23 protein-coding genes are annotated in these 24566 nt (G+C 63.0%); 7 read left to right on the forward strand and 16 right to left on the reverse strand.

The genetic code is table 11. The features are described from left to right. Window positions 1–23 precede the first annotated feature (23 nt). Window positions 24–1262 carry a multidrug efflux RND transporter periplasmic adaptor subunit MexE gene (gene mexE, locus J7655_RS10850; RefSeq protein WP_230924451.1) on the reverse strand — a complete coding sequence of 413 codons (1239 nt, stop codon included), beginning with the start codon at window positions 1260–1262 and terminating at the stop codon, window positions 24–26. A gap of 260 nt (window positions 1263–1522) precedes the next feature. Continuing rightward, window positions 1523–2437 (reverse strand): LysR family transcriptional regulator, encoded by a 915-nt coding sequence (locus tag J7655_RS10855; protein ID WP_230924452.1) that lies wholly within the window; start codon window positions 2435–2437, stop codon window positions 1523–1525. A 217-nt stretch (window positions 2438–2654) separates the two neighbouring features. Here J7655_RS10855 and J7655_RS10860 point away from each other — a divergent pair, with 217 nt between their 5' ends. Beyond that, window positions 2655–3677: a zinc-dependent alcohol dehydrogenase family protein gene (locus J7655_RS10860; RefSeq protein ID WP_230924453.1), complete on the forward strand. Its 1023-nt coding sequence runs from the start codon at window positions 2655–2657 to the stop codon at window positions 3675–3677. A gap of 59 nt (window positions 3678–3736) precedes the next feature. Continuing rightward, the gene (locus tag J7655_RS10865) at window positions 3737–4630 is read left to right on the forward strand and encodes a chemotaxis protein CheV (protein ID WP_230924454.1); all 894 of its coding nucleotides are present in this window, start codon (window positions 3737–3739) and stop codon (window positions 4628–4630) included. Window positions 4631–4890: 260 nt separating this feature from the next. On the opposite strand, the gene J7655_RS10870 is transcribed toward J7655_RS10865, so the two are convergent. The 4 genes from J7655_RS10870 to gorA form a co-directional block, all read right to left on the reverse strand. After that, window positions 4891–5853, reverse strand: a complete 963-nt coding sequence (locus tag J7655_RS10870) for a bifunctional GNAT family N-acetyltransferase/nucleoside diphosphate kinase regulator (protein WP_230924455.1) — start codon at window positions 5851–5853, stop codon at window positions 4891–4893. A gap of 120 nt (window positions 5854–5973) precedes the next feature. Next, window positions 5974–6366, reverse strand: a complete 393-nt coding sequence (locus J7655_RS10875) for a VOC family protein (protein WP_230924456.1) — start codon at window positions 6364–6366, stop codon at window positions 5974–5976. Window positions 6367–6368: 2 nt separating this feature from the next. Continuing rightward, window positions 6369–6992 (reverse strand): trimeric intracellular cation channel family protein, encoded by a 624-nt coding sequence (locus J7655_RS10880; protein ID WP_230924457.1) that lies wholly within the window; start codon window positions 6990–6992, stop codon window positions 6369–6371. Window positions 6993–6999: 7 nt separating this feature from the next. After that, entirely contained in the window at window positions 7000–8358 is a 1359-nt protein-coding gene (gorA, locus tag J7655_RS10885; RefSeq protein WP_230924458.1) for a glutathione-disulfide reductase, read from the reverse strand. 72 nt (window positions 8359–8430) lie between these two features. Between gorA and J7655_RS10890 the strand changes: the two genes are divergently transcribed. After that, window positions 8431–8853, forward strand: coding sequence for a VOC family protein (locus J7655_RS10890; protein WP_230924459.1), 423 nt, complete (start codon window positions 8431–8433; stop codon window positions 8851–8853). 118 nt (window positions 8854–8971) lie between these two features. On the opposite strand, the gene galU is transcribed toward J7655_RS10890, so the two are convergent. From galU to J7655_RS10920, 6 genes are all read right to left on the reverse strand, one after another. Further along, complete coding sequence (gene galU / locus J7655_RS10895) at window positions 8972–9811, reverse strand: UTP--glucose-1-phosphate uridylyltransferase GalU (protein WP_230924460.1); 840 nt, start codon at window positions 9809–9811, stop codon at window positions 8972–8974. A gap of 42 nt (window positions 9812–9853) precedes the next feature. Continuing rightward, a complete protein-coding gene (locus J7655_RS10900; RefSeq protein WP_230924461.1) occupies window positions 9854–11215 on the reverse strand; it encodes a UDP-glucose dehydrogenase family protein in 1362 nt (453 codons plus the stop codon). Between the two features lie 296 nt (window positions 11216–11511). After that, entirely contained in the window at window positions 11512–12243 is a 732-nt protein-coding gene (locus J7655_RS10905) for an ABC transporter ATP-binding protein (RefSeq protein WP_230924462.1), read from the reverse strand. Further along, window positions 12240–13070 carry an ABC transporter permease gene (locus tag J7655_RS10910; protein ID WP_230924463.1) on the reverse strand — a complete coding sequence of 277 codons (831 nt, stop codon included), beginning with the start codon at window positions 13068–13070 and terminating at the stop codon, window positions 12240–12242. The genes J7655_RS10905 and J7655_RS10910 overlap by 4 nt, the downstream gene beginning before the upstream one ends. Before the next feature lie 3 nt (window positions 13071–13073). After that, window positions 13074–14066, reverse strand: coding sequence for an aliphatic sulfonate ABC transporter substrate-binding protein (locus J7655_RS10915; protein ID WP_230924464.1), 993 nt, complete (start codon window positions 14064–14066; stop codon window positions 13074–13076). Window positions 14067–14143: 77 nt separating this feature from the next. Further along, the gene (locus J7655_RS10920; RefSeq protein ID WP_230924465.1) at window positions 14144–15478 is read right to left on the reverse strand and encodes an OprD family porin; all 1335 of its coding nucleotides are present in this window, start codon (window positions 15476–15478) and stop codon (window positions 14144–14146) included. Between the two features lie 389 nt (window positions 15479–15867). Here J7655_RS10920 and J7655_RS10925 point away from each other — a divergent pair, with 389 nt between their 5' ends. The 4 genes from J7655_RS10925 (at window position 15868) to J7655_RS10940 (ending at window position 20478) form a co-directional block, all read left to right on the forward strand. After that, window positions 15868–16827, forward strand: coding sequence for an aliphatic sulfonate ABC transporter substrate-binding protein (locus J7655_RS10925; RefSeq protein ID WP_230924466.1), 960 nt, complete (start codon window positions 15868–15870; stop codon window positions 16825–16827). Next, window positions 16824–18053, forward strand: coding sequence for an acyl-CoA dehydrogenase family protein (locus J7655_RS10930; RefSeq protein WP_230924467.1), 1230 nt, complete (start codon window positions 16824–16826; stop codon window positions 18051–18053). Before J7655_RS10925 ends, J7655_RS10930 begins: the two co-directional genes overlap by 4 nt. Before the next feature lie 102 nt (window positions 18054–18155). After that, window positions 18156–19082, forward strand: a complete 927-nt coding sequence (locus tag J7655_RS10935; protein ID WP_230924468.1) for a sulfurtransferase — start codon at window positions 18156–18158, stop codon at window positions 19080–19082. 211 nt (window positions 19083–19293) lie between these two features. Beyond that, window positions 19294–20478 (forward strand): YeeE/YedE family protein, encoded by a 1185-nt coding sequence (locus J7655_RS10940; RefSeq protein ID WP_230924469.1) that lies wholly within the window; start codon window positions 19294–19296, stop codon window positions 20476–20478. Between the two features lie 102 nt (window positions 20479–20580). Here J7655_RS10940 and J7655_RS10945 read toward each other — a convergent pair whose 3' ends face one another. From J7655_RS10945 to J7655_RS10960, 4 genes are read right to left on the reverse strand one after another with little or no spacing between them, the layout of a single operon-like run. Then, on the reverse strand, window positions 20581–21447 hold the full coding sequence (locus J7655_RS10945; protein ID WP_230924470.1) for an ABC transporter permease: 867 nt from the start codon (window positions 21445–21447) through the stop codon (window positions 20581–20583). 12 nt (window positions 21448–21459) lie between these two features. Next, complete coding sequence (locus tag J7655_RS10950; RefSeq protein ID WP_230924471.1) at window positions 21460–22329, reverse strand: ABC transporter ATP-binding protein; 870 nt, start codon at window positions 22327–22329, stop codon at window positions 21460–21462. Between the two features lie 4 nt (window positions 22330–22333). Next, the gene (locus J7655_RS10955; RefSeq protein WP_230924472.1) at window positions 22334–23377 is read right to left on the reverse strand and encodes an ABC transporter substrate-binding protein; all 1044 of its coding nucleotides are present in this window, start codon (window positions 23375–23377) and stop codon (window positions 22334–22336) included. 53 nt (window positions 23378–23430) lie between these two features. Further along, on the reverse strand, window positions 23431–24321 hold the full coding sequence (locus tag J7655_RS10960; RefSeq protein WP_230924473.1) for a TauD/TfdA dioxygenase family protein: 891 nt from the start codon (window positions 24319–24321) through the stop codon (window positions 23431–23433). Between the last annotated feature and the right edge of the window lie 245 nt (window positions 24322–24566).

Consider the following 24566-nt stretch of genomic DNA (forward strand, 5'->3'; position numbering starts at 1 on the left):
CTTTCCTCTGAGCGCGGTCTGGATCAGCCGCGCGGCGAGCGAGCTTCGATTTTTTCGGCGGCGATGCGCGGGGCCTGGCTGCCATCGACGGCCTGGCGCATGCGAGCCAGTCGTTCGAGGGTGCTGTCATCAGCCATGGATACCGGTTGCGGATCGACGGTGGAGCCAGGCATGGCGCGCTGCAGACCGTTGACCACGATCTTCTCGCCCTTGCTCAGGCCGCTGCGGACGATGCGCAGACCTTCGAGCTTCGGCCCCAGTTCGATGGAGCGATAGGCCACGGCATTGTCCTCGCCCAGCACCAGCACGTACTTCTTGCCCAGATCGGTGCCGACCGCTTCATCCTTGATCAGGGTGGCGGCGTAGGGCTTGCTGCCCACCAGTTTCAGGCGCGCATACAGGCCCGGGGTGAAGCGGCCGTCCTGATTGTCGAACACGGCGCGGCCACGGATGGTGCCGGTGCGTGGGTTGACCTGGTTATCGAGAAAATCCAGCTGGCCCAGATGCGGGTGACCGCTTTCATCGGACAGTCCGAGGTACACCGGGCTGGCGCCGCGGGCGTCGGCGCCGGACTGGCGGGCCAGCTCGACATACTTGAGGAAGGCGCGCTCGTCGGCGTCGAAGTAGGCGTAAACCTTGTCGGTGGAAACCACCGAGGTCAGCAGGCTTTCACCGGCGCCGACCAGGTTGCCTTCGGTGATTTCGGCGCGGCTGACGCGACCGTCGATGGGCGCAGTGATGCGGGTGAAACTGAGGTTGAGGCGGGCGTTTTCCAGCTCGGCGGCGATTGCGGCGACTTGAGCCTGAGCTTCAGTGGCGGCGCTGGCGCGGGCATCGGCCAGTTCGGCGGAGATGGCGTTGCTCTGGCGCAGGCGTTCGCCGCGGCGGGCTTCGTTGGCGGCACGGGCCTGGCTGGCGCGGGCCTGTTGCAGTTGGGCTTCGAGGCGTTTGACTTCCGCCTGGAACGGACGCGGGTCGATCTGGAACAGCAGATTGCCTTTCTTCACCAGGGTGCCTTCGTCGAAGGCGACCTTGTCGATGTAACCGGAGACGCGCGGACGGATTTCGACGGATTGCGGCGCTTCGAGGCGACCGGTGAACTCGTCCCACTCGTTGATGGGTTGTTCGATGACCTCTGCGACGCTGACCTTGGGGGCAGGCATTTGCGCCTGGGTCTGCGCTGCCTGCTCGCAGCCGCTGAGGGCAAGGACGCCGGCGAGGGCCAGGGGGAATATCCAGATGTTCTTGTGCTGCTGTTCCATGGGTGACTCCGCCAGTCGGATTTATGGATTGGCGGAGTCTGCGACCGAGCCTGGCAGGCGACGAATCGAATGCCACGAAACTCATTATCAGCGTTAATGATGATTGACCGTTCATGGCGACACTGCCGGGTGCCCTGTCATTCGGCACAAGGACAGGCAACGGCCGGTATCCGGGGGGCACACGAACACTGACGAGCGCCTTGGTTGGCGAAGAAACCCCTGAGGCTCACTGAAACGCAGCAGCCAAGGGCAGTTCGTGCCTAGAGACTATCGGGGTCGCCACAGAACATTTGAATGCGCGAGCGCAACCAGCGCTCGGCCGGGTCGTTGTCCTGGGCGCCACGCCAGGCCATGTGCAGCTCGAAGGACTGTGTCTGCAGCGGCAAATCCTCAGCGCGCAGGCCGCCTGCGGCGGTCAGGACTGCAGCGGTGTAGTCCGGCACGCTGGCGACGATGTCGGTTTCCGCCAACAGGGTCGCCAGGCCATTGAACTGCGGCACGGCCAGTACCACATGACGTTCGCGGCCAAGCCTGGCCAGCTCGTCATCGATGAAGCCGGTGAGGTCACCTGCGAACGACACCAGTGCATGCGGGCGGGCGCAGTAGTCATCCAGGCTCAGCGCGCCGGGTACGGTATCGGCGCGCAGCAGTTTGGGCTTGCTGCGGCGCAGCACCTTGCGCTTGGCGTTGGCCGGCAGCTCCTCGGTGTAAGCCACACCGACGGAGATTTCCCCGGATGCCAGCAGCGCCGGCATCATCAGGTAATTGGTGCGGCGGATCACCAGCACCACGCCGGGGGCCTCGGCGCGCAGGCGGCGGAGCAGGGCTGGGAGGAGGGCGAACTCGACATCATCGGACAGGCCGATGCGAAACACCGCCTTGCTGGTGGCCGGATCGAAGTCGGCTGCACGGCTGACGGCCGTGGAGATCGAATCCAGCGCCGGCGAGAGCAGGGCAAAGATTTCCTGCGCGCGAGGCGTAGGCTCCATGCTGCGGCCGGTACGCACGAACAAAGGGTCATCGAACAAGGTACGCAGGCGGGAGAGGGCGGCACTGATGGCCGGCTGGCCAAGAAACAGCTTCTCTGCAGCCCGGGTCACACTGCGCTCGTGCATCAGCGTCTCGAAGACGATCAGCAGGTTGAGATCGAGGCGACGCAGGTCATTGCGGTTCATCCGATTACCATTCGAGGAATACGGGCCTTGTCAGCATGCGGGGGCTAATGAGAGCCTTTGCCCGTGAATAGTACGGGCAGTGCGCTGCGGATTGAAAGGCGCCGAATCACTGCCAGGCATGAAGACTATCGACGCGCTCTGATAGTGTCGCCACCGCGCAACGGATAAAGTCCACAGTCATTGCAGTGTTAAGCCGCGATCAAGCCCGAGGTAAACGATGTCCCGCATGATCCGTTTTCATAAGTTCGGCGATGCCGACGTGCTCCAGCTCGAAGAGGTTCCGACGCCTGTGCCCGGGCCTGGTGAAGTGCTGGTGCGCGTTCAGGCCGTTGGGCTGGGCTGGAAAGACGTCCTGTGGCGGCAAAACCTGGCGGCCGAGCAGGCCAGGCTTCCGGCCGGTACCGGTTTCGAACTGGCCGGTAAGGTTGCGGCGCTGGGCGAGGGTGTGAGCGACTTTGCAGTGGGCAATGTTGTTGCCGGTTTCCCGGCCAGTACGCCTAACCGTTACCCGGCCTGGGGTGATCTGGTGCTGATGCCCAGGCATGCGCTGACCCCATATCCCAACGTGCTCAACCCGGTCGAGGCCAGTGTTCACTACACCTGCCTGCTGTTTGGTTACCTCGCGCTGATCGAACTGGCGCAACTGAAGCCGGGCGAGCATGTGCTCATCACCGAAGCCAGCCGCTGCATGGCACCCCAGACCGTGCAACTGGCCAAGGCTCTGGGTGCCAGGGTCATTGCGTCCACAAGCGCTTCGGATGATCGCGAGTTCCTGCATGGGCTGGGGGCCGACAAGGTGATCGCAACCGAGGAGCAGGATCTGGTGCTGGAGGTTGAACGCTATACGGAAGGCAAGGGGGTCGAGGTGATTCTCGACCAGTGCGCAGGGCCGCAGATGAAACTACTGGGTGATGTCGCCGCGCCACGCGGCAAGTTGATCCTGTATGGCATCAATGGCGGCAATGATGCGACCTTCCCAGCCTGCGCGGCATTCAAGAAGCACCTGCATTTCTTCCGGCATTGTGTGCTGGACTTCACCGGCTGCCCTGAACTGGGCATCGAGCCAAACCATGAAGCCGTGCAGCGCGCACTGGTGCATATCAACCAAATGACCGCCGACCGCTTGCTGACGCCGGTCATCGACAAAGTCTTCGACTTCGAGGACTTCATCGCCGCCCATCGCTACATGGAAACATGCCCCAGCCGTGGACGTGTGGCCCTGAAACTGAGTGCGGATTAAAGTCTCTCGCCTCGTTGGCCGCTATACTCACTACCGTACGTTCTTTTAAGGAAAGGGTCATGGGGTTGGTTACCGGCGATGCGCTGTCGCTGTTGTTGTTTCGTCTTCATAGCGGGCGCTTGTTGGGCATCAACCTGCTCAAGGTCAACGAGATCATTCCCTGTCCCGCCCTGACCAAACTGCCCAGTCGTCATCCCAATGTGCGCGGTATTGCCACGTTGCGCGGCTCTGCATTGACGGTAATCGACCTGGCCCGGGCCATTGGTGAGCGCGGCGCTGCCGATGAAGACGATGGCTGTCTGATCGTCACTGAGGTGAGTCGCTCGCGCCAGGGACTGCACGTGAAAAGTGTCGAGCGCATCGTGCAGTGCTCAACCCGTGATGTGCGTCCGCCACCCGCTGGTGCCGGCAATCGTGCCTTCATCACCGGCGTCACGCAGATCGGTGGTGCCATTGTGCAGGTTCTCGACATCGAGAAGGTGTTGCACGATATCGCGCCGCCACTGGAAGAGGGGGCGATAGGGCAACTGCTCGACAGCCAGGACAGCCGCCTGCTGCAGGGGCGTCGTGTGTTGTTGGTCGATGACTCGCAAGTGGCCCTGCAGCAGACGCTCAACGTACTGCGTCAACTGGGTCTCGATTGCACGGCAGTACGCAGCGCCCAAGCCGCATTGCAGCAACTGCGCGAGTATCACCAGGCCGGCATGCCATTCGAATTACTGGTATCGGACATCGAAATGCCCGAGCTCGACGGATACAGCCTTGTCCAGGAAATCCGCCGCAGCGCAGACATTGCCGATACCTACGTGCTGTTGCATACCTCGCTGGACAGCACCATGAATACCGAGAAAGCACGCACAGTGGGTGCCAATGCGGTGCTCACCAAATTCTCCTCGGTGGATCTCAGCCAGGCACTGGTCGATGCCTTCAGGAAAATGAGCACACTGCAGTAGTCCGCCAAGGATGGTCGGCAAGTCCCGAGAGAAGCCGGCAAGGTCGTTTAGCGCGGCGTCGATCATGGCGATTCTCGCGGCCATTGCCGCAGTGCTTTCTATCCAAGGCTTCGCATAATGTATATTATGTTAAATTACATGTTGCGTTAGATGACTGCTGTGGCCGTGAAGCGCTTTTCAGGTGAATTACCTGTCCGGCACGAGCCCCCTTCCACTTCGGGGTTCGTGCCAGATGTGCGAAGTCTGAGTTGAAGTTGCACCTACAGGTGATAATCCCCTGCAGCCTCCGGCTGGTAGAGCACCTTGCGGATTTCAATGCGGCGGGTTCGATCTGCGATTCGCCAGTCGATGGCGTCTCCCTCCTGATAGCCGAGAATGGCCGCGCCGATGTCTGAGCACACGGAATACTTGCCTGCATGGCTGTCAGCATCTTCGGGATAGACCACGGCCACTTCGATTTCTTCATCGTCCAGCTGCAGTAAGGCCCTGGAATTCATGGTGACGACATTGCGTGCCACCTGATCTGGCTTGACGACAATGGCTCGTTCCAGCTCATGTTCCAGCTCAATAACGGCCTGGCCCTGTTCGAGCGCGATGAGGCACTCCAGGCGAGCTTTGTCGACTTCAGTGATGTAGATGCCGCCAGAGTCGCCAACGGCATCCTCGCGCAAAAACTGCAGATAGCGCCCCGCCGTCATGGAAAATGATTTCAATGTCGGCGTTTCACTCTCAAGCGTGAAACCACTGCGCAGGAAAGCCTTCAGCGAGCGCGTGTTGTCCGGGTGAATCTTGGCCATGAGCTTCTCGGCCCGCATATCGAGAAAGGCCATTTTCATGCCCTCGCGGATTGTGCCCGCGCCAAGGTTGCGCCCCCATTTTTCGCTGTCTCCGATGGCCAGGACTATTTCGCACATTGCACCCGTCTTGATCAGGCGAACGAAGCCCACAGGAGCGTCATGCCGGTCATAGGCCATGAAGAATCGGCCGCCCCGATTGAACAGATGGGTCAGGATCGGTAATTGGGTGCGGTCGATGGCATGCTCGATGGAGCGGGAAACATCACGCGAATCACTCAGATAGCGCGTGACACGCTCATCTTCCAACCAACTCATCAGTGTCAGTGCGTGTGCCCGGGTAATTTCAGGGCACAGGGAAATGAAAGGCTTGTTCATCTTCACCGTACTTGTGTGTAAAGGATGAAAGCCCTTCATGGCAATGGCCATGACGGTTCTTTCGGCAACCCGTGACCTTAAGACATAAGGCAGGCCAGGAGAAGACCGAGTGGCGGATATGACTCGGCCATTCGAGCGTGGCGTGAGCGCATTACCTTTGCTGCAGAGGTATCAGCACTGCTCGTTCGCTGGATAACGGCTTACCTCGATCAGGTTGCCGTCCGGGTCGCGAAAATACACGGACTCGATTGGCCCTGTGGCGCCGGTACGGGCTACCGGCCCCTCTTCCACTGTTACGCCCTGCTCGGCCAGATGGGCCAGAACCCGCGCCAGCGTCCAGCGCGTGATCAGGCATAGGTCGATGGCGCCTGGCGTCGGCTTGCGCGCTTTGGGCTCGAACTCGCGACCGGCCTGGTGCAGATTGAATTTCTGCTGGCCGAAAAGCAGAGCACTGCGGCCGGCGCCAAAGTGCTCGTGACGCATGCCCAGTACGCGCTGATAGAACGCGACAGTGGCCTCGATGTCCGCCACGGTCAGAACCAGATGATCCAGTCTGTCGATCATGCTCAGTGCCTGTCGAGTAGATGAAAGCGCGGCAAACCAAGGTGCCAGTGGATCGCCGCCAGCCGGGCGGCCAGCACCACGAACATCGCCGCTGCAGTATCCAGCCAATGCGGCGTGCCCAGGGCGCGCAGGCCGATGAAGGTCAGCGCGCCGGCGATGCAGGCCGTGGCGTAGATTTCCTTCTGGAAGATCAGCGGGATCTCGTTACACAGCACATCGCGAATCACCCCGCCGACCACGCCGGTCATCACCCCCATGATCACCGCCGTGCTGATCGGTGTACCGTGCTGCAGCGCCAGTTCGGTGCCGTACACGGTGAATACGGCCAGGCCGAAGGCATCGGCGATCAGCAGGCCTTTTTCGTGAATCGGTCGGGTCATGCGTACCCAGGCTACGGTACCCAGCGCGGCCAATGAGGCAACGAGGATATAGGTGTCGTCACGAATCCAGCTGACCGGGTGGTTGTCCAGGATCAGGTCGCGCAGCGTACCGCCGCCCAGTGCGGTCACGATGGCCATGACCAGCACACCGAACAGATCCATGGATTTGCGCCCGGCCATCAGCGCGCCAGTGATGGCAAATACGGCAACGCCGAACAGATCGGCAAAATAGAAAAGCGTTTCCATGCTGTCCTCAGCGCTTGACCGGCGTGCGCAGGGTGACGAATTCCTCGGCGGCGCTTGGGTGCACGCCGATGGTTTCATCGAAGATCTGTTTGGTTGCCCCCGCTTTCAGCGCCACGGCCAGCCCCTGGATGATCTCCCCTGCTTCCGGGCCGACCATATGGCAGCCAAGCACGCGATCACTGTCGGCGTCGACCACCAGTTTCATCAGGGTGCGTTCAGGATTCTCGGTCAGGGTCAACTTCATCGGACGGAAGCGGCTCTCGAAGACTTTGACCTGGTAGCCCTCCTCGACGGCCTGTTCTTCACTGAGGCCAACGGTGCCGATATTCGGCAGGCTGAACACGGCGGTGGGAATCATGCGGTAGTCCAGCGGCCGATATTCCTCGGGTTTGAACAGCCGGCGTGCCACGGCCATGCCTTCAGCCAGCGCGACTGGCGTCAGTTGCACGCGACCGATCACGTCGCCAATGGCAAGAACCGATGGCGTGGCGGTCTGGAACAGGTCATCGACTTCGATATAGCCGCGCGTGTCCAGTTTGACCTCAACGTTCTCCAGGCCGAGGTTGTCCAGCATCGGCCGGCGCCCGGTGGCGTAGAACACACAGTCGGCCTCCAACACGCGACCATCCTTGAGCGTCGCGGCCAGGCTGCCATCGGCCTGGCGCGCGAGGCTGGAGATGTCGGCGTTGAACTGCAGATCCATGCCCTTCTTGCTCAACTCCTCGCGCAGGTGCTCACGCACGGCACCATCGAAGCCTCGCAGAAACAGGTCGCCGCGATACAGCAGCGACGTCTGCGCACCGAGGCCATGGAAAATCGAAGCGAACTCGACGGCGATATAGCCGCCACCTACGACCAATACCCGCTTGGGCAGTTGTTCGAGAAAGAAGGCCTCGTTGGAGCTGATGGCATGCCCGCGCCCGGGAATATAGGGAATCTGCGGCCAGCCGCCGGTGGCGATCAGAATGCGTTCAGTGCTGTGACGCTGACCATTGACCTCAACGGTATGGGCATCGACGATGCGCGCATGCCCCTCGAACAGGCTGACGCCGCTGTTGACCAGCAGATTGCGGTAGATGCCATTGAGCCGTTCGATTTCGCGGTTCTTGTTGCCGATCAGCGTCGCCCAGTCGAAGTTGGCTTCACCCAGCGACCAGCCGAAACCCGAGGCCTGCTCGAAGTCCTCGGCGAAATGCGCGCCGTACACCAGCAGCTTTTTCGGCACGCAGCCAACGTTGACACAGGTGCCGCCAAGATAACGGCTCTCGGCGACTGCAACGCGAGCGCCAAAACCAGCGGCGAAGCGCGCCGCACGTACGCCGCCGGAACCGGCGCCGATAACGAACAGGTCAAAGTCGTAACTCATGGGGTATCTCCTTGGCAGACGCGGAGCATACCGCAAAGGCCCGCGCTAAGCTGAACGCCGGAGGTGAAGAACATGCGCCCTACCCTGACCCACCTTGCCCTGCACGTCCCCGATCTGGATGCCTGCATCGCTTTCTATGAGCGTTTCTGTGGCATGCAGGTGATCCACGAACGCCCTGGCAAGGGCACGCGTATCGTCTGGATGGCCGAGCCTGGCAAGGAGCACCTGTTCATTTTCGTGATCATGCCGGGTGGGCAAGAGCGCAATTTGGCTGCCAACGACTACAGCCACTTCGGCTTTGCTCTGGGCAGCCGCGCAGAGGTCGACCGCATTGCCGCCATGGCAGACGTCGACAGCTGCCTGATCTGGCCGCCCCGCGACGAACCCTACCCGGTTGGCTATTACTGCGGCCTGCGCGACCCGGCCGGCAATTACGTCGAATTCAGCTACGGCCAGCCGCTCGGGCCTGGTTCCGAGGAAATGCCCATCCCCTGAATACAAAACGCCACCCGCAGGTGGCGTTGGTAGGAGCGGCGCCCCGCCGCGAACCGGGACAGCGAGGCATCGCAAAGCTTCGCCCCGGGGCGGGGCTCCTACATGATCTGCAGGCGTATCAGAACGCCTTGCCGGTCTTGTACAGGTTCTCGAAGCAGAAGTTGGTCGCGTCGATGTAACCCTCGGCGCTGCCGCAGTCGAAACGCTGGCCCTTGAACTTGTACGCCATAACGCAGCCCTGCTGGGCCTGGCGCATCAGCGCGTCGGTGATCTGGATTTCGCCACCCTTGCCCGGCGGTGTGCTGCGAATCAGGTCGAAGATATCCGGGGTGAGGATGTAGCGGCCGATGATCGCCAGGTTCGACGGCGCATCTTCCGGCTTGGGCTTCTCCACCATGTTGCTGACGCGGTAGATGTCCTCGCGGATCATCTCGCCCGCGATCACGCCGTACTTGGAGGTTTCGTCCTTCGGCACTTCCTGAATCGCGACGATGGAGCAGCGGAACTGGTTGTACAGTTTGACCATCTGCGCCAGGACGCTGTCGCCCTCCAGATTCAGGCACAGGTCGTCAGCGAGAACCACCGCAAATGGCTCGTCACCGATCAGCGGCTGGCCGCAGAGGATGGCGTGCCCCAGGCCTTTCATCTCGACCTGACGGGTGTAGGAGAAGCTGCACTCATCGATCAGGCGGCGGATACCAACCAGGTATTTTTCCTTGTCGGTGCCCTGAATCTGGTGCTCGAGCTCGTAGCTCACATCGAAATGGTCTTCCAGCGCACGCTTGCCGCGCCCGGTGACGATGGAAATCTGGTTGAGGCCCGCCTCCAGAGCCTCCTCAACACCGTACTGGATCAGTGGCTTGTTCACCACCGGCAACATTTCCTTGGGCATTGCCTTGGTCGCAGGCAGGAAGCGCGTGCCATAACCGGCCGCGGGGAACAGGCATTTCTTGATCATGGGACTCCCTAATGGGGGTGGGTTGAATGCGCGCTCAGTCTATCAAGCCGCGCTGGCCTTACAACTGCCGCTTGCAGGGCGGCCGATGCCGCGATACAGAAAACCCAGCTGCGCCAGTTGCTCGGCATCGTAAATATTGCGCCCGTCAAACAGCACCGGCATGCGCATCACGCCACGAATACGCGGAAAGTCCGGCTGGCGAAACTGTTTCCACTCCGTCACCAGTACCAGGGCATCGGCGCCCTGGATAACGGCATAGGGTGACTCACTCAGCACCAGTTGCCCCGCCTCGACTGCGACGGCATACCGTGCAGCGACCGCTGCCGTGGCCGCCGGGTCACAGGCCTGTACCTTGGCACCGGCGGTCAGCAGCGCATCGAGCAGCACCAGGCTGGGCGCTTCGCGCAGGTCATCGGTACCGGGTTTGAAGGCCAGCCCCCAGAGCGCAACCACCCTGCCCTGCAAATGACCATTGAAATGCTCGCGCAAGGCCTGAAACAGCAGCGTCTTCTGCAGCGCGTTGCGGGCTTCGACCGCACGCAGGATACCCGGTTCGATGCCTTCGTATTCGGCCGTGCGGATCAGCGCTTTCACGTCCTTGGGAAAGCACGAGCCGCCGTAACCGCAACCGGCATAGATGAAGTGCGTGCCGATACGTCGGTCGCTGCCGATGCCCCGGCGTACCTCCTCGATGTCCACCCCGAGACGCGCGCAAATGCCGGCCATTTCATTGATGAAGGAAATCTTGGTCGCCAGGAAGGCGTTGGCCGCGTACTTGCTGAACTCGGCAGCGCGCACGCCCATGCACAGCAGACGATCATGATTGCGTAGAAACGGCGCATACAGCCTGCGCAGCAGCTCACGGCCGCGCTCATCGTCACAGCCGACGATGACCCGATCAGGGCGCATGAAGTCCTCGACCGCCGAGCCTTCCTTGAGAAATTCCGGGTTGCTCGCCACCAGCACCCGTGCGGTTTTCTCGCGGCGAGCCATGCCGGCATTGATGCGCTGCGCCACACGCTCTGCAGTGCCCACCGGTACGGTGGATTTGTCGACGACCAGGCACGCATGATCGAGCCGTTCACCCAGCTCGTCGGCCACCGCCAGAACATGGCTCAAATCGGCCGAGCCGTCTTCGCCACTGGGTGTACCCACGGCAATGAAGATGACGTCGGCGCGGCGGACACCCGCCTGCAACTGCGCGGTAAAGCTGAGCTGGCCGCCTGCCAGTTGCGCCCTGAGCATCGCCTCCAGGCCAGGCTCATAAATCGGTACTTCACCCCGCGCAAGCATCGCCACGCGCTGCGGATCGCGCTCGACGCACACCACCTGATTGCCCATCTCGGCAAAACAGGTGGCCGTCACCAGCCCCACGTAACCCGCTCCTATCACGCAAATCTGCATCGCAGCACCCTCCAGGTCGTTGCTGCGATTGCAACCAAACCCGGTGGCAATCATGTGACGAAATGGCGAAGCAATGATGACGAGCGCCGCTGTTGCACCCGGTCATCTGCCTGTGTGCAACAGCCAGCAGAGAAACGCGCACAACTGCTGGTACTGCTACGAAAGCTGTATCGGGAAAGCTAATTAAGGCTGGCATGAGCACTTCCTACTGAACCATCACAAATAATCAGTCAGCCTGCACGGACAAAAAAATCGGGCCTTACGGCCCGAAAAGTACTCCACCTTGAAGAGCTCGTTTACAGCATGTGCGACTGGTAAAGCTCGGTCAGGGCCTCGCCACGCAGGTAGGCCAGCTCCGCCGAGCGGCGGTCGCGCGGGCGGGCCAGAGGGACGGCCAGTTCGCGTTGCAGGCGGCTGGGCGTTCCGCCGAGGATCAGTACGCGGTCGCTGAGGTAGAAGGCTTCGTCGAGGTCATGGGTGACCAGCAGCACGGCGATCTCGTAGCGGGCGGCCAGTTCCACCACCAAGTCCTGCAGCTTCATGCGGGTAAAGGCGTCCACCGCGCTGAAGGGCTCATCCAGCAGCAGCACCTGCGGTTTGCCATACAGCGCGCGGGCAATGGCCACGCGCTGGGCCTGGCCGCCGGAAAGATGCTTGGGCAATGCATCACCACGCCCGTGCAGGCCGACGTCACGCAGCAGTTGCTCAATCCACGCATCGTCGGCCACCCAGCCATCGGCGAAGCCGACGTTCTGCGCCACGCTGAGCCAGGGCATCAACCGCGGCTCCTGGAACACCACGCCGATGCCGCTGCCACGTCCGAAGTTGAGCAGCGGGTTGAGTTCCAGCCCGCCCTGGTAATCCTGATCCAGCCCGGCGGCGATGCGCAGCAGGGTGCTCTTGCCACAGCCGGAAGGGCCGAGCAGGCTGACCACTTCGCCAGCAGCCAGGCTCAGGCTGACGTTTTCGAGCACACGCACGTCAGCGAAGGCCTTGTGGATATTCTGCAGTTTCAGCAGCGCACTCATGCTCCGCCCTCCCCACCCTGAAAGCTGTCGCGCCAGCGCAGCGCGCGGATTTCCCAGGCCTTGAGCAGGCTGTCGCTGAGTTTGCCGAGCAGCGCCAGCAGCAGGATGGCGGCGATCACCAGATCCGGCCGTGAGGTTTCCCGGCCATCGCTGAGCAGGTAGCCAAGGCCACGGGTGGCGGCGATCAGTTCGGCGGCGACGAGGAACATCCAGCTCAGGCTGAGCGAGCCGCGCAGGCCGGTGAACAGGCTCGGCAGCGCAGCGGGCAAAAGAATACGGCGCACCAGCGCCAGAGACGAAAGGCCGTAGAGCCGGCCCACTTCCACCAGTTTGCGGTCGATGTTGCGGATGCCGGCGAGCAGTGCCAGGTACACCGGGAAGAAGGCGCCAAGGGCGATCAGCACGATCTTCGGCGTTTCGTCGATGCCCAACCAGAGCAGCAACAAAGGCACCCAGGCCAGGCTGGGAATCGCCCGCAGCGCCTGGAAGGTCGGTTCCAGATAGGCTTCGGCGCGGCGGCTGAGGCCCACCCAGGTGCCGATGACGATGGCCAGCGTAGCGCCGATGGCAAAGCCGGCGCCGACGCGCAACAGGCTGGCGTTCAGATGCCGCCACAGCTCGCCGCTCTGCGCCAACAGGTACAGGGTTTGCGCCACCTGGCTCGGCGCGGGCATCTGGTGCGCGGGCAATATGCCGCTGCGCACCAGGGTTTCCAGCAGGGCCAGCAGCAGCAGGGGCACCACCCAACCGCGCAGGTCGGTCAGTGCCGGCCGCCAGCCGGGGAGCCGTTCGGCCCAGCGACCGATGACGAGGTTGAGCGCGCCCATCGGTCAGTTCCCCGCCTTGACGACGTTGCGGCCGATCACCTGAGCGGCCAGTTGCGGCTGGATCAGTTGGTCGACCACCTGGGCCACGTCGGTGCCCGGACGCACCAGTTGCTCGTCGAGCAGGATCGGTGCGGCGGCTTTCAGCGCCTTGATGTGTTCGGCGCCCGGCTGCGGGTTGCTGAAGTCGGTGCGCGACAGTTGCAGTTTGGCCACTTCCAGCGGCAGCTTGGCCTCACTGGCGAGCAACTGGGCCAGGGCATCGGGGTTGGCGATGGCCCACTGGCGCGCCTGCTCATAAGCGGCGATCACCTGCTTGATCAGCTCGGGCTGCTCCTTGGCGAGCTTTTCGGTGACGCTGAGCACGCTGTAGCTGTTGAAGTCGCGGTTGCGGTACAGCAGGCGCGAACCGGCCTGCAGTTCGCTGGAAGCCATCAGCGGGTCGAGCCCGGCCCAGGCCTGCACGTCGCCGCGCTCCAGGGCGACGCGACCGTCGGGGTGTTGCAGGTGGACGATTTCCACGTCGTTCTTGTCCAGCCCGGCCTTCTGCAGGCTTTGCAGGAGGAACAGGAAGGGATCGGTGCCCTTGGTGGCGGCGACCTTCTTGCCCTTGAGGTCGGCCAGCGACTGGATGGGCGAGTCCTTGGGCACCACCAGCGCTGTCCATTCCGGGCGGCTGGCGACGTAGACGGTGTTGATCGGTGCACCGTTGGCGCGGCTGAGCACGGCCGCCAGGCCGGCGGTGGAGGCGAAATCGGTGCTGCCGCTGTTGAGGTATTCCAGCGAGCGGTTGCTGCCCTGGCTGAACACCCATTTGACGGCGATGCCCTGCGGCGCGAGGACTTTTTCCAGCAGGCCCTGCTGCTTGAGCACCAGGCTGGTGGGGACGTAGTAGGCGTAGTCCAGGCGGACTTCCTTTGGTGGTGCAGCATGTACGGCAGTCGGTAACCAGGCAGCGAACAGCGCCGCCAGGCCAACACGCAAGGTGTTCTTTTTCATGGTCATCTCCTCATGGATGAATGGCCTTCCGGCCCGTTGGCGGGCCGGTCAGGAGATGTCACAACTGGGTTAGTGGATCAGAGCAGCGGCAGGCTGTAGGTCACGTACAGACGGTTCTCGTCGGTGTCGTTGGCCACTTCGCTGCGCAGGCTGGCATTACGCCAGGACAAGCCGAGCCCTTTGAGGACGCCTTCCTGCAAGACGTAATCCAGACGGAAGTCACGCTCCCATTCCGTCTTGTCGCCCGTGGCGTTGTCGATGTTGTCACCGGACAGGTAGGTCAGCGATGCCTTCAGCCCCGGTATGCCCAGCTTGCCGAAGTCGTAGCCGTAGCCTGCCAGCCAGGTGCGCTCGCCAGCGCTGGCGAACTTGCCGATCTGACGGTCGGTGATCAGGTAGGAGGTGGCACCATCACCCTGATTGAGGAAAGGGAAGGCACTGTTGCCCGAAACCTGCTGATAGCCGGCGCTCAGTTCATGACCGCTGTGGCTGTAGGTGAACAGGGCGCTCCAGGTGCGGTTATCCACCTCGAACCTGTCACTGTCGCCAGCGGCCCAGTAGCCGCTGCTGCGGTAGCCTTCGGCGCGCCCGGCAGCGCTGCTGTTCTTGCCATCGGAGTCGCTGTAGAAGTAGCGCAGGTCGGTCTTGAGGTTGCCGCCGCCCAGCCCGTAGTTGTGGATCAGGCCGAGGAAGTGTTGTTTGTAGAAGTCTTCCAGGTTGCCGTAGTAGTACTGCGCGGTCAGGTCCTTGGTCAGCTTGTAGTCGCCACCGGCAAAATAGAAGGTGTTGACGAACTGGCTGGTTGCCCCGCTGTTGGCACCGGCGATCGACAGGCCACGCGAATCGGTGGAACTACGCCCCTTGGCGTGCTCCAACTGGCCGGCGGTGAGGGTCAGGCCGTCGATCTCGCTGGAGGTGATCTGCCCGCCCTCGAACAGTTGCGGGAGCAGGCGACCATCGTTGAAGGTCACGACCGGTAGCTTCGGTTGCAGGGTGCCGATGCGCAGCTCGGTCTTGGAAATACGCGCCTTGGCGGTCACGCCGGCCTTGCTGTAGTCACTGACGGCCGACCCGTCAGTATCCAGCGGGAACAGTTGCCCCGGGGTACGGTCCTGGCCAGCCTTGGCGGGCGTGACGTTGCGACCGCCACCGTCCAGGCGCACGCCGAGCAGGCCGATGGCGTCAATGCCGAAGCCGACCGTGCCTTCGGTGTAACCGGACTGGAAGTTGAGGATGAAGCCCTGGCCCCACTCTTCGGTCTGGCCGGAGTAGTTCTGACTTTCACGGTTGTCGGAGTTGAAGTACAGGTTGCGCAGGTCGAGGGTGGCCTTGCTGTCACTGATGAAATCGGCAGAGGCCACTTGGCTCAGGGTGGTGGCGGCTACGGCCAAGGCCAGGGTGGTTTTTTTCATGATGCTCGATGCTCCAAGTGCTTTGAGTGCTGTTCTGGGGTTGGCACTGCACAGGGGCTCGGCAGGACAGCGTACGTGGCGCTGGTCTCGGCGGATTGGCAAAGAGCCCCTGATTCGGGCCCGATGCGGTGGTCCGCTGTCGGCTGGTGGCTAATCTACGAAATACGCGTTAATCCCTGAAAGAATTATTTTTCATCTTTTAGTAACCAAAAGGAATATAAGCCTGAAATCAGGCTTACCTCTAAGCTAATTCCTAAAAATTATTTGCTGGCTGTTTTTTAGATCGTCTAGCTTCTCTCCACCGGATCACCGGACTTCTTTCCCTCAACACTGAAGTACGCGTGATCCGCCGCCCCCATGGCCGGCACGTGTTCGTACCGAGAGCCGCCATGCCCCACACTCATTCCAAACGCAGCACACTGATCGCCGCCTCGCTGGCCATCGGCCTGTTCGTCGCTCCGCTCACCGAGGCCGCCGAGCAACTGCGCATCGGCTACCAGAAGTCCTCCACGCTGATCAGCCTGCTGAAGAGCCAGGGCACCCTGGAAAAAGCGCTGGCCGATCAGGACATCAAGATCAGCTGGCACGAATTCCCCAACGGCCAACCGCTGCTGGAGGCGCTCAACGTCGGCAATATCGACCTCTCCGCCGATGTCGCCGACACCGTGCCGGTATTCGCCCAGGCCGCCGGCGCCGACCTCGCCTATTTTGCCCAGGAAGCACCCTCCCCCAGTGCGCAAGCGATCATCGTGCGCGAGGATTCGCCGATCAAAACCCTGGCCGACATCAAGGGCAAAAAGGTCGCCGTGACCAAGGCAGCCGGTGTGCATTACCTGCTGATCGCCGCGCTGAACAAGGCTGGCCTGAAGTTCAGCGACATCGAACCGGCCTACCTGACCCCAGCCGACGGCCGCGCCGCCTTCGAGAACCGCAAGGTGGACGCCTGGGTCACCTGGGAACCCTTCCTCAGCGGCGCGCAGCAACAGCTGCCGACGCGCATTCTCGCCGACGGCAGGGGGCTGGCCGATTACCAGCGCTACTACCTGACCAGCGCCACCTTCGCCAAGAACCACCCACAGGTGCTGCAGACCGTGTTTGCCGAGCTGGTGAAGACCGGCGACTGGCTGCGCGCCAACCCGCGCCAGGCGGCCGAAATCCTTGGCCCGCTGTGGGGCAACCTCGACCCGGCCATCGTCGAGAAAGCCAACGCCAAGCGCAGCTACCAGGTGCGTCTGGTACAGCCGGATAGCCTCGCCGAGCAGCAGAAGATCGCCGATGCCTTCTACGGCGCCAGCCTGCTGCCGACCTCGCTGGATGCCCGCGAAGTCAGCATCTGGAGCCCGCAATGAGTGCCGAGGCCCGCCTACATCCCAGCCTGCGCGACGAACCGCTGTTCGCCGCGCATCTGTTCCCCGTGGACTTCGGCAGCCGCACGGCCAAGGTCGAACGCCTGGCAAGGCGCCTGGCGGTAAGCGCGGTGGAGCGTGATCGTGCTGGCGGCAGCGCCCAGGCCGAACGCGAATTGATCCGTGAGAGCGGCCTGCTGACCCTGGCCGTGCCGCAGCAATACGGTGGTCAGGGCGTGGCCTGGCCGGAAATCTACCGCATCGTGCGCTACCTGGCGGCGGTGGACAGCTCACTGGCCCACCTGTTCGCCTTCCAGCACCTGCAGGTGGCCACCATTCTGCTGTTCGGCACCCCCGATCAGCAGCGCCACTGGTTGACGCGCACGGTGCAGGAGCGCTGGTTCTGGGGCAATGCCACCAATGGGCGCGACACCGGCCTCAAGCTCAGCACGCGTGAGGAACATTACGAGCTCAATGGCAGCAAATCGTTCTGCTCCGGTGCGCTCGGCGCCGATGCGCTGGTGATCAGCGCACCGCGCGGCAAGAACCCTGAGGATCGCGTATTCATCGTGCTGCCCAGCCAGCGCGAAGGCCTGGCGGTGAACAGCGACTGGGACGGCTTCGGCCAGCGTCAGACCGACAGCGGCACGGTGCAGTTCGAGCAGGTGTTCGTCGATGCCGGCGAGCTGCTTGGCCCGGTTGGCCCCAGCCCGCGTACCACCCTGCGGGCCTGCCTGTCACAGCTGATCCTCACCCAGCTTTACCTGGGGAACGCCCAGGGCGCGCTGGACGCAGCGCTGCGTTACACCCGCGAGCAGAGCCGCGCCTGGCCGGCGTCGGGCGTGGCGAATGCCAGCGACGATCCCTTCATCCAGCAGCGCTACGGTGAGCTATGGCTGCGCTACCGCAGCGCCCTGCCCCTGGCCGAGCACGCCGCACAGCGCCTGCAAGCCGCCTGGGAAAAACCGGCGCTGACAGCCGCCGAACGCGCCGAAGTGGCGCTGGCCATCAGCGAGGCCAAGGTGGTGGCGGTGCGCGCTGCCCTCGACATCACCAGCCAGATTTTCGAAGCCATGGGCGCCCGCGCTACCAGCTCGCGCTACGGCTTCGACCGCTTCTGGCGCAACGTGCGCGTGCACAGCCTGCACGACCCCATCGACTACAAGGTGCGCGACCTCGGCCACTGGCTGCTCAGCGGTCAGGGCCCACAGGCGTCGCTGTACAGCTGACAAGGAGGTTAGCGCCACAACCAACAGGCATGGAAAACCCATATCTGGCATCGACAAAGGCTAAACAGCCGCAAAACTGCCAACGACAACGAGGTCAACACAATGAAGATCAAGACCCTATTCGGCGCCGGCGCATTGCTCGCCGCCGCTCTGCTGCAATCGGTGACTGCGCATGCCGCCAGCGAATACCTGGTCAGCACTGACTGGCTGGAAAAGAACCTGAAAGATCCCAGGGTGCGCATCATCGAAGTCAGCGTGGTGCCCGGCGTCTACGAGCGCGGGCATATCCCCGGCGCGGTGAACTTCGCCTGGCACAGCGACCTGGTCGACCCGGTACGCCGCGATATCGCCAGCCAGGAAGCCTTCCAGCAGTTACTGCGCAAAGCCGGAGTGAATGACGACAGCACCACCATCCTCTACGGCGACAACAACAACTGGTTCGCGGCCTGGGGCGCCTGGGTGTTCGACGTGTATGGCGTGGATAACGTCAAACTGCTCGACGGTGGCCGCGCCAAATGGGAAGCCGAAGGCCGCCAACTGGACAGCCGCGCCAGCACGCCGAAAGCCGGTAACGTCACGGTGCAGGCCGCCAACAAGGAGCTGCGCGCCTTCCTCCCGGATGTGCTGGCCGCCGCCGAAAAGCGCAGCGACGTGCAGTTGGTGGATATCCGTTCGCCGGACGAATACAACGGCAAGGTGTTCGCCCCGCAGGGCGTGCAGGAGCTGGCGGTGCGCGCCGGCCACGTGCCTGGCGCGGTGAACGTGCCCTGGGGCCAGGCGGTGGCCGCTGACGGCACCTTCAAATCGGCTGAAGAGCTGAAGAAGGTCTACGGCGCAGTCGGCATCGACGGCAGCAAGCCGATCATCACCTACTGCCGCATCGGCGAGCGCTCCAGCCACACCTGGTTCGCCCTGAAGAAAATCCTCGGCTACGACGTGCGCAACTACGACGGTTCCTGGACCGAATATGGCAATGCCGTGGGCGTGCCGATGGTAAACGTGGCCGGCACCGTCTGGGGCGGCAAGTAAGGGGGTACTCGGTGCGGGGGTGAATCACGCGTCAGCGATTCACCACCAACACGAGGTCATCCCCCAAGGCTGATGCTTCCTGTAGGAGCGGATTTATCCGCGAGCTTCGCGGCTGAAGCCGCTCCTACAAAACACATGTCAGTCACGCAAAACGCGGCCCCGGCCTAAACGCCGGGGCATCTTTCGTCATCACGGTCGGAAAGGACAACCTATGACCGCCAGTATCGTCTCCACTCGCGCCATGCTGCCCATCACCCTGGCGGGCCTGCTCGCTCTCGCCCTGCTCGCCTTCATCTGGCAACTGTCCGATGGCAGCAACCAGGGCCGCGCCTTCAGCTACTCGCTGGCCAGCGGCGCGCTGTTCGGTCTGTTTCTACAGCGCTCACGCTTCTGCTTCTTCTGCGTCACCCGCGACTTTATCGAACGCCGCGTGCCAGACGGCCTGCTCGGTCTGCTCGCTGCCCTGGCGGTCGGTACCCTTGGCTATCACGCGGTATTCGGCGCCTTCCTGCCTGATCCCAGCGGCGGGCGTCTGCCCCCGGATGCCCATATCGGCCCGCTGAGCTGGGTGCTGGCGCTGGCTGCCACGGTATTCGGCGTCGGCATGGCGATTTCCGGCTCGTGCATCAGCGCGCATCTGTATCGACTCGGCGAAGGTCACTTCGCCTCACTGGCCACGCTGGCCGGCGCGTTGCTTGGCTTCGCCCTCGGCTTTCTCAGCTGGAATCCGCTGTATCTGGCCGCCCTGCAGGAAGCGCCCGTGCTCTGGCTGCCTGGCCGGTTCGGCTACGGCGCCTCACTGCTGCTGCAATTGATCCTGCTCGGCACGCTCGCCGCCTGGCTGCTGCGTTATCGCCAAGCCAGCAGCCAGGCACAGATTCACGGGCTGTGGTCACTGCTGTTCGGTGCGCGCTGGCCAAGCTGGGTCGGCGGTGTACTGATCGGCGGGCTGGCGGTGCTGGCCTACTTTCGCGTCGCACCGCTGGGGGTGACCGCCGAACTGGGTAGCCTGGCGCGCACCAGCGCGGACAACCTGGGTTGGCTGCCGCCGCGCCTGGAGGGGCTGGATGGCTTTTCCGGCTGCGCCACAGTGATCAAGGAAACCCTGCTATCGAACAACGGCCTGTTCATCCTCGGCCTGGTGTTCGGCTCCTGGGCCAGTGCATTGGCAGCCGGTGATTATCGCCCCAGCACTGGCGCGCCTCGCGACTGGCTACGCGGCCTGCTCGGCGGTGTACTGCTGGGCTGGGGCAGCCTGCTCGCACTGGGCTGCACGGTAGGCACGCTGCTCTCGGGCATCATGGCCGGCGCCGCCTCGGGCTGGGTGTTCGGCCTGTTCTGCCTGTTTGGCATCGTGCTGGGGCTCAGGCTCAGAGCGTGCCTGCGCCTGGGGTAATCAGTGTCGTGTTGTGCTTCGAATCCAAGGGCGGCTCGCTGGCGGCAAGGAGCACCTGTAGGGTGGGCTTCAGCCCACCAACTGGGTACGCCGCTGGCGGGCTCAGCGCTGCATCCCCCAGCGCTTGACGGTCACCCGCTCGACCGTGGCGAACACCAGGTTCTCCACCAGCAGGCCAATCAGGATCACCGCTGCCAGGCCGGCGAAGACCTTGTCGGTGTACAGCTTGTTACGGTTCTGGAAGATGTACCAGCCCAGGCCGCCCTTGCCGCTGGAGGCGCCGAACACCAGCTCGGCGGCGATCAGCGTGCGCCAGGCAAAGGCCCAGCCGATCTTCAACCCCGAGAGGATCGACGGCAGCGCTGCCGGAATCAGGATGAACAGCACGAAGCGCAGGCCCCTGAGGCCGTAGTTGCGCCCGGCCATGCGCTGGGTCTCGGAGACGCCGAGAAAGCCGGCGTAGGTGTTCAGCGCCAGTGCCCAGAGCACCGAATGCACCAGCACGAATATCAGGCTGTTCTCGCCCAGGCCGAACCACAGCAGCGACAGCGGCAGCAGCGCGATGGCCGGCAGCGGGTTGAACATCGAGGTCAGGGTCGACAGCAGGTCGCGGCCCAGTTGGGTCGACACCGCCAGGGTGGTGAGCAGGAAGGCCAGGACGATGCCGAGCAGATAACCCTTGACCAGCACCGACAGCGAGATCGCCACCTTTTCCAGCAGCTCGCCGCTGCCGATGCCCTCGAAGAAAGCCTTGGCCGTCTGCAGGAAGCTGGGCAGTAGCAGGTCATTGCCCTGGTAACGTGCCGCCAGCTCCCAGATCAGTGCCAGCACCAGCAGGATCAGCGTCTTGCGCAGCCAGCCCTGTTGCCACAGACGCTGCAGCAACGGCAGCTCACGTTCCAGCTTGAGATCCGGCAGCGGCTGCAGGGAAATTTCGTAATCGTCTCGGCGTGCGGGGGAAAGACTCATTGTGCACGCTCCTCAGTAGGCAATGCGGATGTCATGGAAGCCCAGCTCGGCAGCGGCGCGTGCGCCCTCCTCGCTGTCCGCCTCGAACAACAGGCGATGGATGCGGTGTGCGGTCTGCTGGAACGCTGTACCACCCAGGCTGTGCAGGTCGAACTGATGGCTGCCCACCTCCGCCCGCACCCGCCCCGGATGCGGCGATAGCAGCAGGATGCGATTGCCGACGATCAACGCTTCCTCGATGGAATGGGTGACGAACAACAGGGTGAAGCGCACCTCCTCCCACAGCGCCAAAAGCTCTTCCTGCATCTTGCGGCGGGTCAGCGCGTCGAGCGCGGCGAAGGGCTCGTCCATCAGCAGGATCTTCGGCTGCATGGCCAGTGCGCGGGCGATGGCCACGCGTGCCTTCATGCCGCCGGACAGGGTGTGCGGGTAAGCGTCGGCAAAGGCGGCCAGGCCGACCTTCCCCAGATAATGCAGGGCCCGTTCTTCGGCCTCCTTGCGCCCCAGAGTGCGCGAGGCCAGCAGTGGAAACATGACGTTCTGCTTGACCGTCTTCCACGGTGGCAACTGGTCGAATTCCTGGAACACCACGATGCGATCCGGGCCGGGCTCGCGCACCTCGGCGCCATCCAGGCGAATGCGGCCGCCGACCGGCTCGATAAAACCGGCCACGGCCTTGAGCAGCGTGGACTTGCCGCACCCCGAAGGGCCAAGCAGCACGAAACGGTCGGCGCGATCCACCTCGAAGCTCACTTCGTGGGTGGCGCGCACCACGCGCTGCGGGGTGCGGTATTCGAGGCTGACCTTCTCCACCTGCAGCACGGTGTCGAATACGCCAGGACTGACAATGCTGGCCGTATGGCCTTGCAGAGCGGCATTCATGAGATCAGCTTCCCTCGCCGATGGCGGGATCTGCGAAGAAGTAGTCCTGCCAGGAGGCCGGCTTGTGCTTGATCGCCCCAACGCGCTGGAGGAACTCGGCCAGCGGGTAGGTGTTGGTCGGCGTCACGCTGAACTGGAAGCGCTCGTTGTCGATGATCTTCAGCAGCTCCTCGCGGCTGATCTTGGCGCCGGTCACGCGGATGTAGGTGTCGGCGGCCGCACCCTTGTCGTTCTGGGCGAAATCGGCAGCCTCGGCCAGTGCAGCGACGAAAGCCTTGTAGGTTCTGGGGTTGTCGTTGCGGAATTTCTCGGTGGTGTAGAGCACGGTCGGCGAATTCGGGCCGAGCAGCTCGTAGGTGTCGAGCACCACATGCACATTGGGGTTTTCCAGCGCCTGGTTCTGGAACGGCGGGTTGGAAAAGTGCCCGGTCAGCTCGGTGCCGCCAGACAACAGCGAGGCCGTGGCATCCGGGTGCGGCAGCGCCACGGTGTACTTGTCGAGGCGGTCGAACGCCTTGTCGCCCCACTGCTTGGCAGCGGCGTACTGGAGGAAGCGCGACTGCACCGAGACGCCCACCGCCGGCACGGCGATGCGATCCTTCTCGGTGAAGTCGGCGATGGTCTTGACCTTGGGGTTGTTGCTCAGCAGGTAATAGGGGAAGTTGCCCAGCGAGGCCACGCCCTTGACGTTCTGCTTGCCGTGGGTGCGATCCCAGACGGTGAGCAGCGGGCCGATGCCGGCACCGGCAATGTCGATGACGCCGGACAGCAGCGCATCGTTGATCGCCGCGCCGCCGGAGAGCTGCTGCCAGTCGACCTCGATCTCCAGGCCGTCGGCCTTGCCGTGTTTCTCGATCAACTGCTGGTCACGCACCACATTGAGCAGCAGGTAGACGATACCGAACTGCTCGGCGATGCGAATCTGCCCCTCGGCCTGCGCCGTCTGAGGTGCTGCCAGCGAGCCTGCCAGCAGGCTCAGGGAAAGACCGATACCGCTGGCCAGCCGGCCAAAACGTGGAATGAAGGGAAAGCGTTTACCTAGAGACATGGTGTGACTCCATTCGGATGCACGCGAAAAGGGAATTAGGGGGTTGCGGTTAATCAGAACGGCGCGTCGCCCTGGATGGTCGTGCGGTGCATGCGCCGGCGCAGTTGGCTCGGGCAACCGGTAGCCAGATGGATCAGCGCGCGGTTGTCCCAGAACACCAGGTCATGCGGCTGCCACTGGTGGCGGTAGATGAACTCGGGGCGGGCGCTGTGGGCATAGAGTTCGGCGAGAATTTGCCGGCTCTCGTCCTCGGGAACGTCGAGAATATGGGTGGTGAAGTTCTCGTTGACGAACAATCCCTTGCGCCCGGTTTCCGGGTGGGTGCGTACCACCGGATGCACCACTGCCTTGACTTCGGCCAATTGCGCCTCGGTCAGCGTCGGGCGGTGAACACCGGCGAACACTTGATCGGCATAGCGCGCGGTGTAGGAATGCGCGGCGCGTTTGCCGTCGATGGCCTGACGCAGCGCGGCGGGCAGGGTTTCATAGGCCAGTTGCTGGCTGGCGAACAGCGTATCGCCGCCCTCCTCCGGCAGCTCCTGGGCCAGCAGCATGGAACCGAGGCTGGGAAGCTCCTTGTAGGACAGATCCGAATGCCAGAACTTGCCCGCATCGCCCAGACCGATGGGCTGACCGTTCTCGATGATGTTGGAGATGATGAAGATCTCCGAGTGATTGCTGAGCAGGAACTGCCTGAGCACATGGATCTGCAATGGGCCAAAACGGCGGCTGAAGGCGATCTGCTGTTCGGGGGTGATGCGCTGGTCACGGAACACCAGCAGCGCATGATCGAGATGGGCGCGATGGATGCGGGCGAAGTCCTCATCGCTCAGCGGCCGGGTCAGATCCAGACCGATGATCTCGGCGCCCAGGGGCGCATCGAAGGGGCGAATTGCGAACGACTGCGCCGACGTCGCAGAGGGGGTATGAGCTACTGCCGACATAGAAAACTCCATGCAAGGGCGCCAATCGGCGCATCACTTTGACCGGCCGTGGTGTCGGCCATGTGTTCAGTGCGGCGCGCCGATTGGTCGGCAGGTACGCATGGGTTTAACTTCATAGGTATAAGAAAATTATTTTAAATACCTTTTAATCATATCCATATGATCCATAAGCGAGTCATCCGTACGCCTGCGCATGCTGCAAATGCGCGGCACCATCGGGGCAGACACAGCTGCATGGCCAGCCT

It is taken from the genome of Pseudomonas wenzhouensis (assembly GCF_021029445.1).
GTDB lineage: Bacteria > Pseudomonadota > Gammaproteobacteria > Pseudomonadales > Pseudomonadaceae > Aquipseudomonas > Aquipseudomonas wenzhouensis.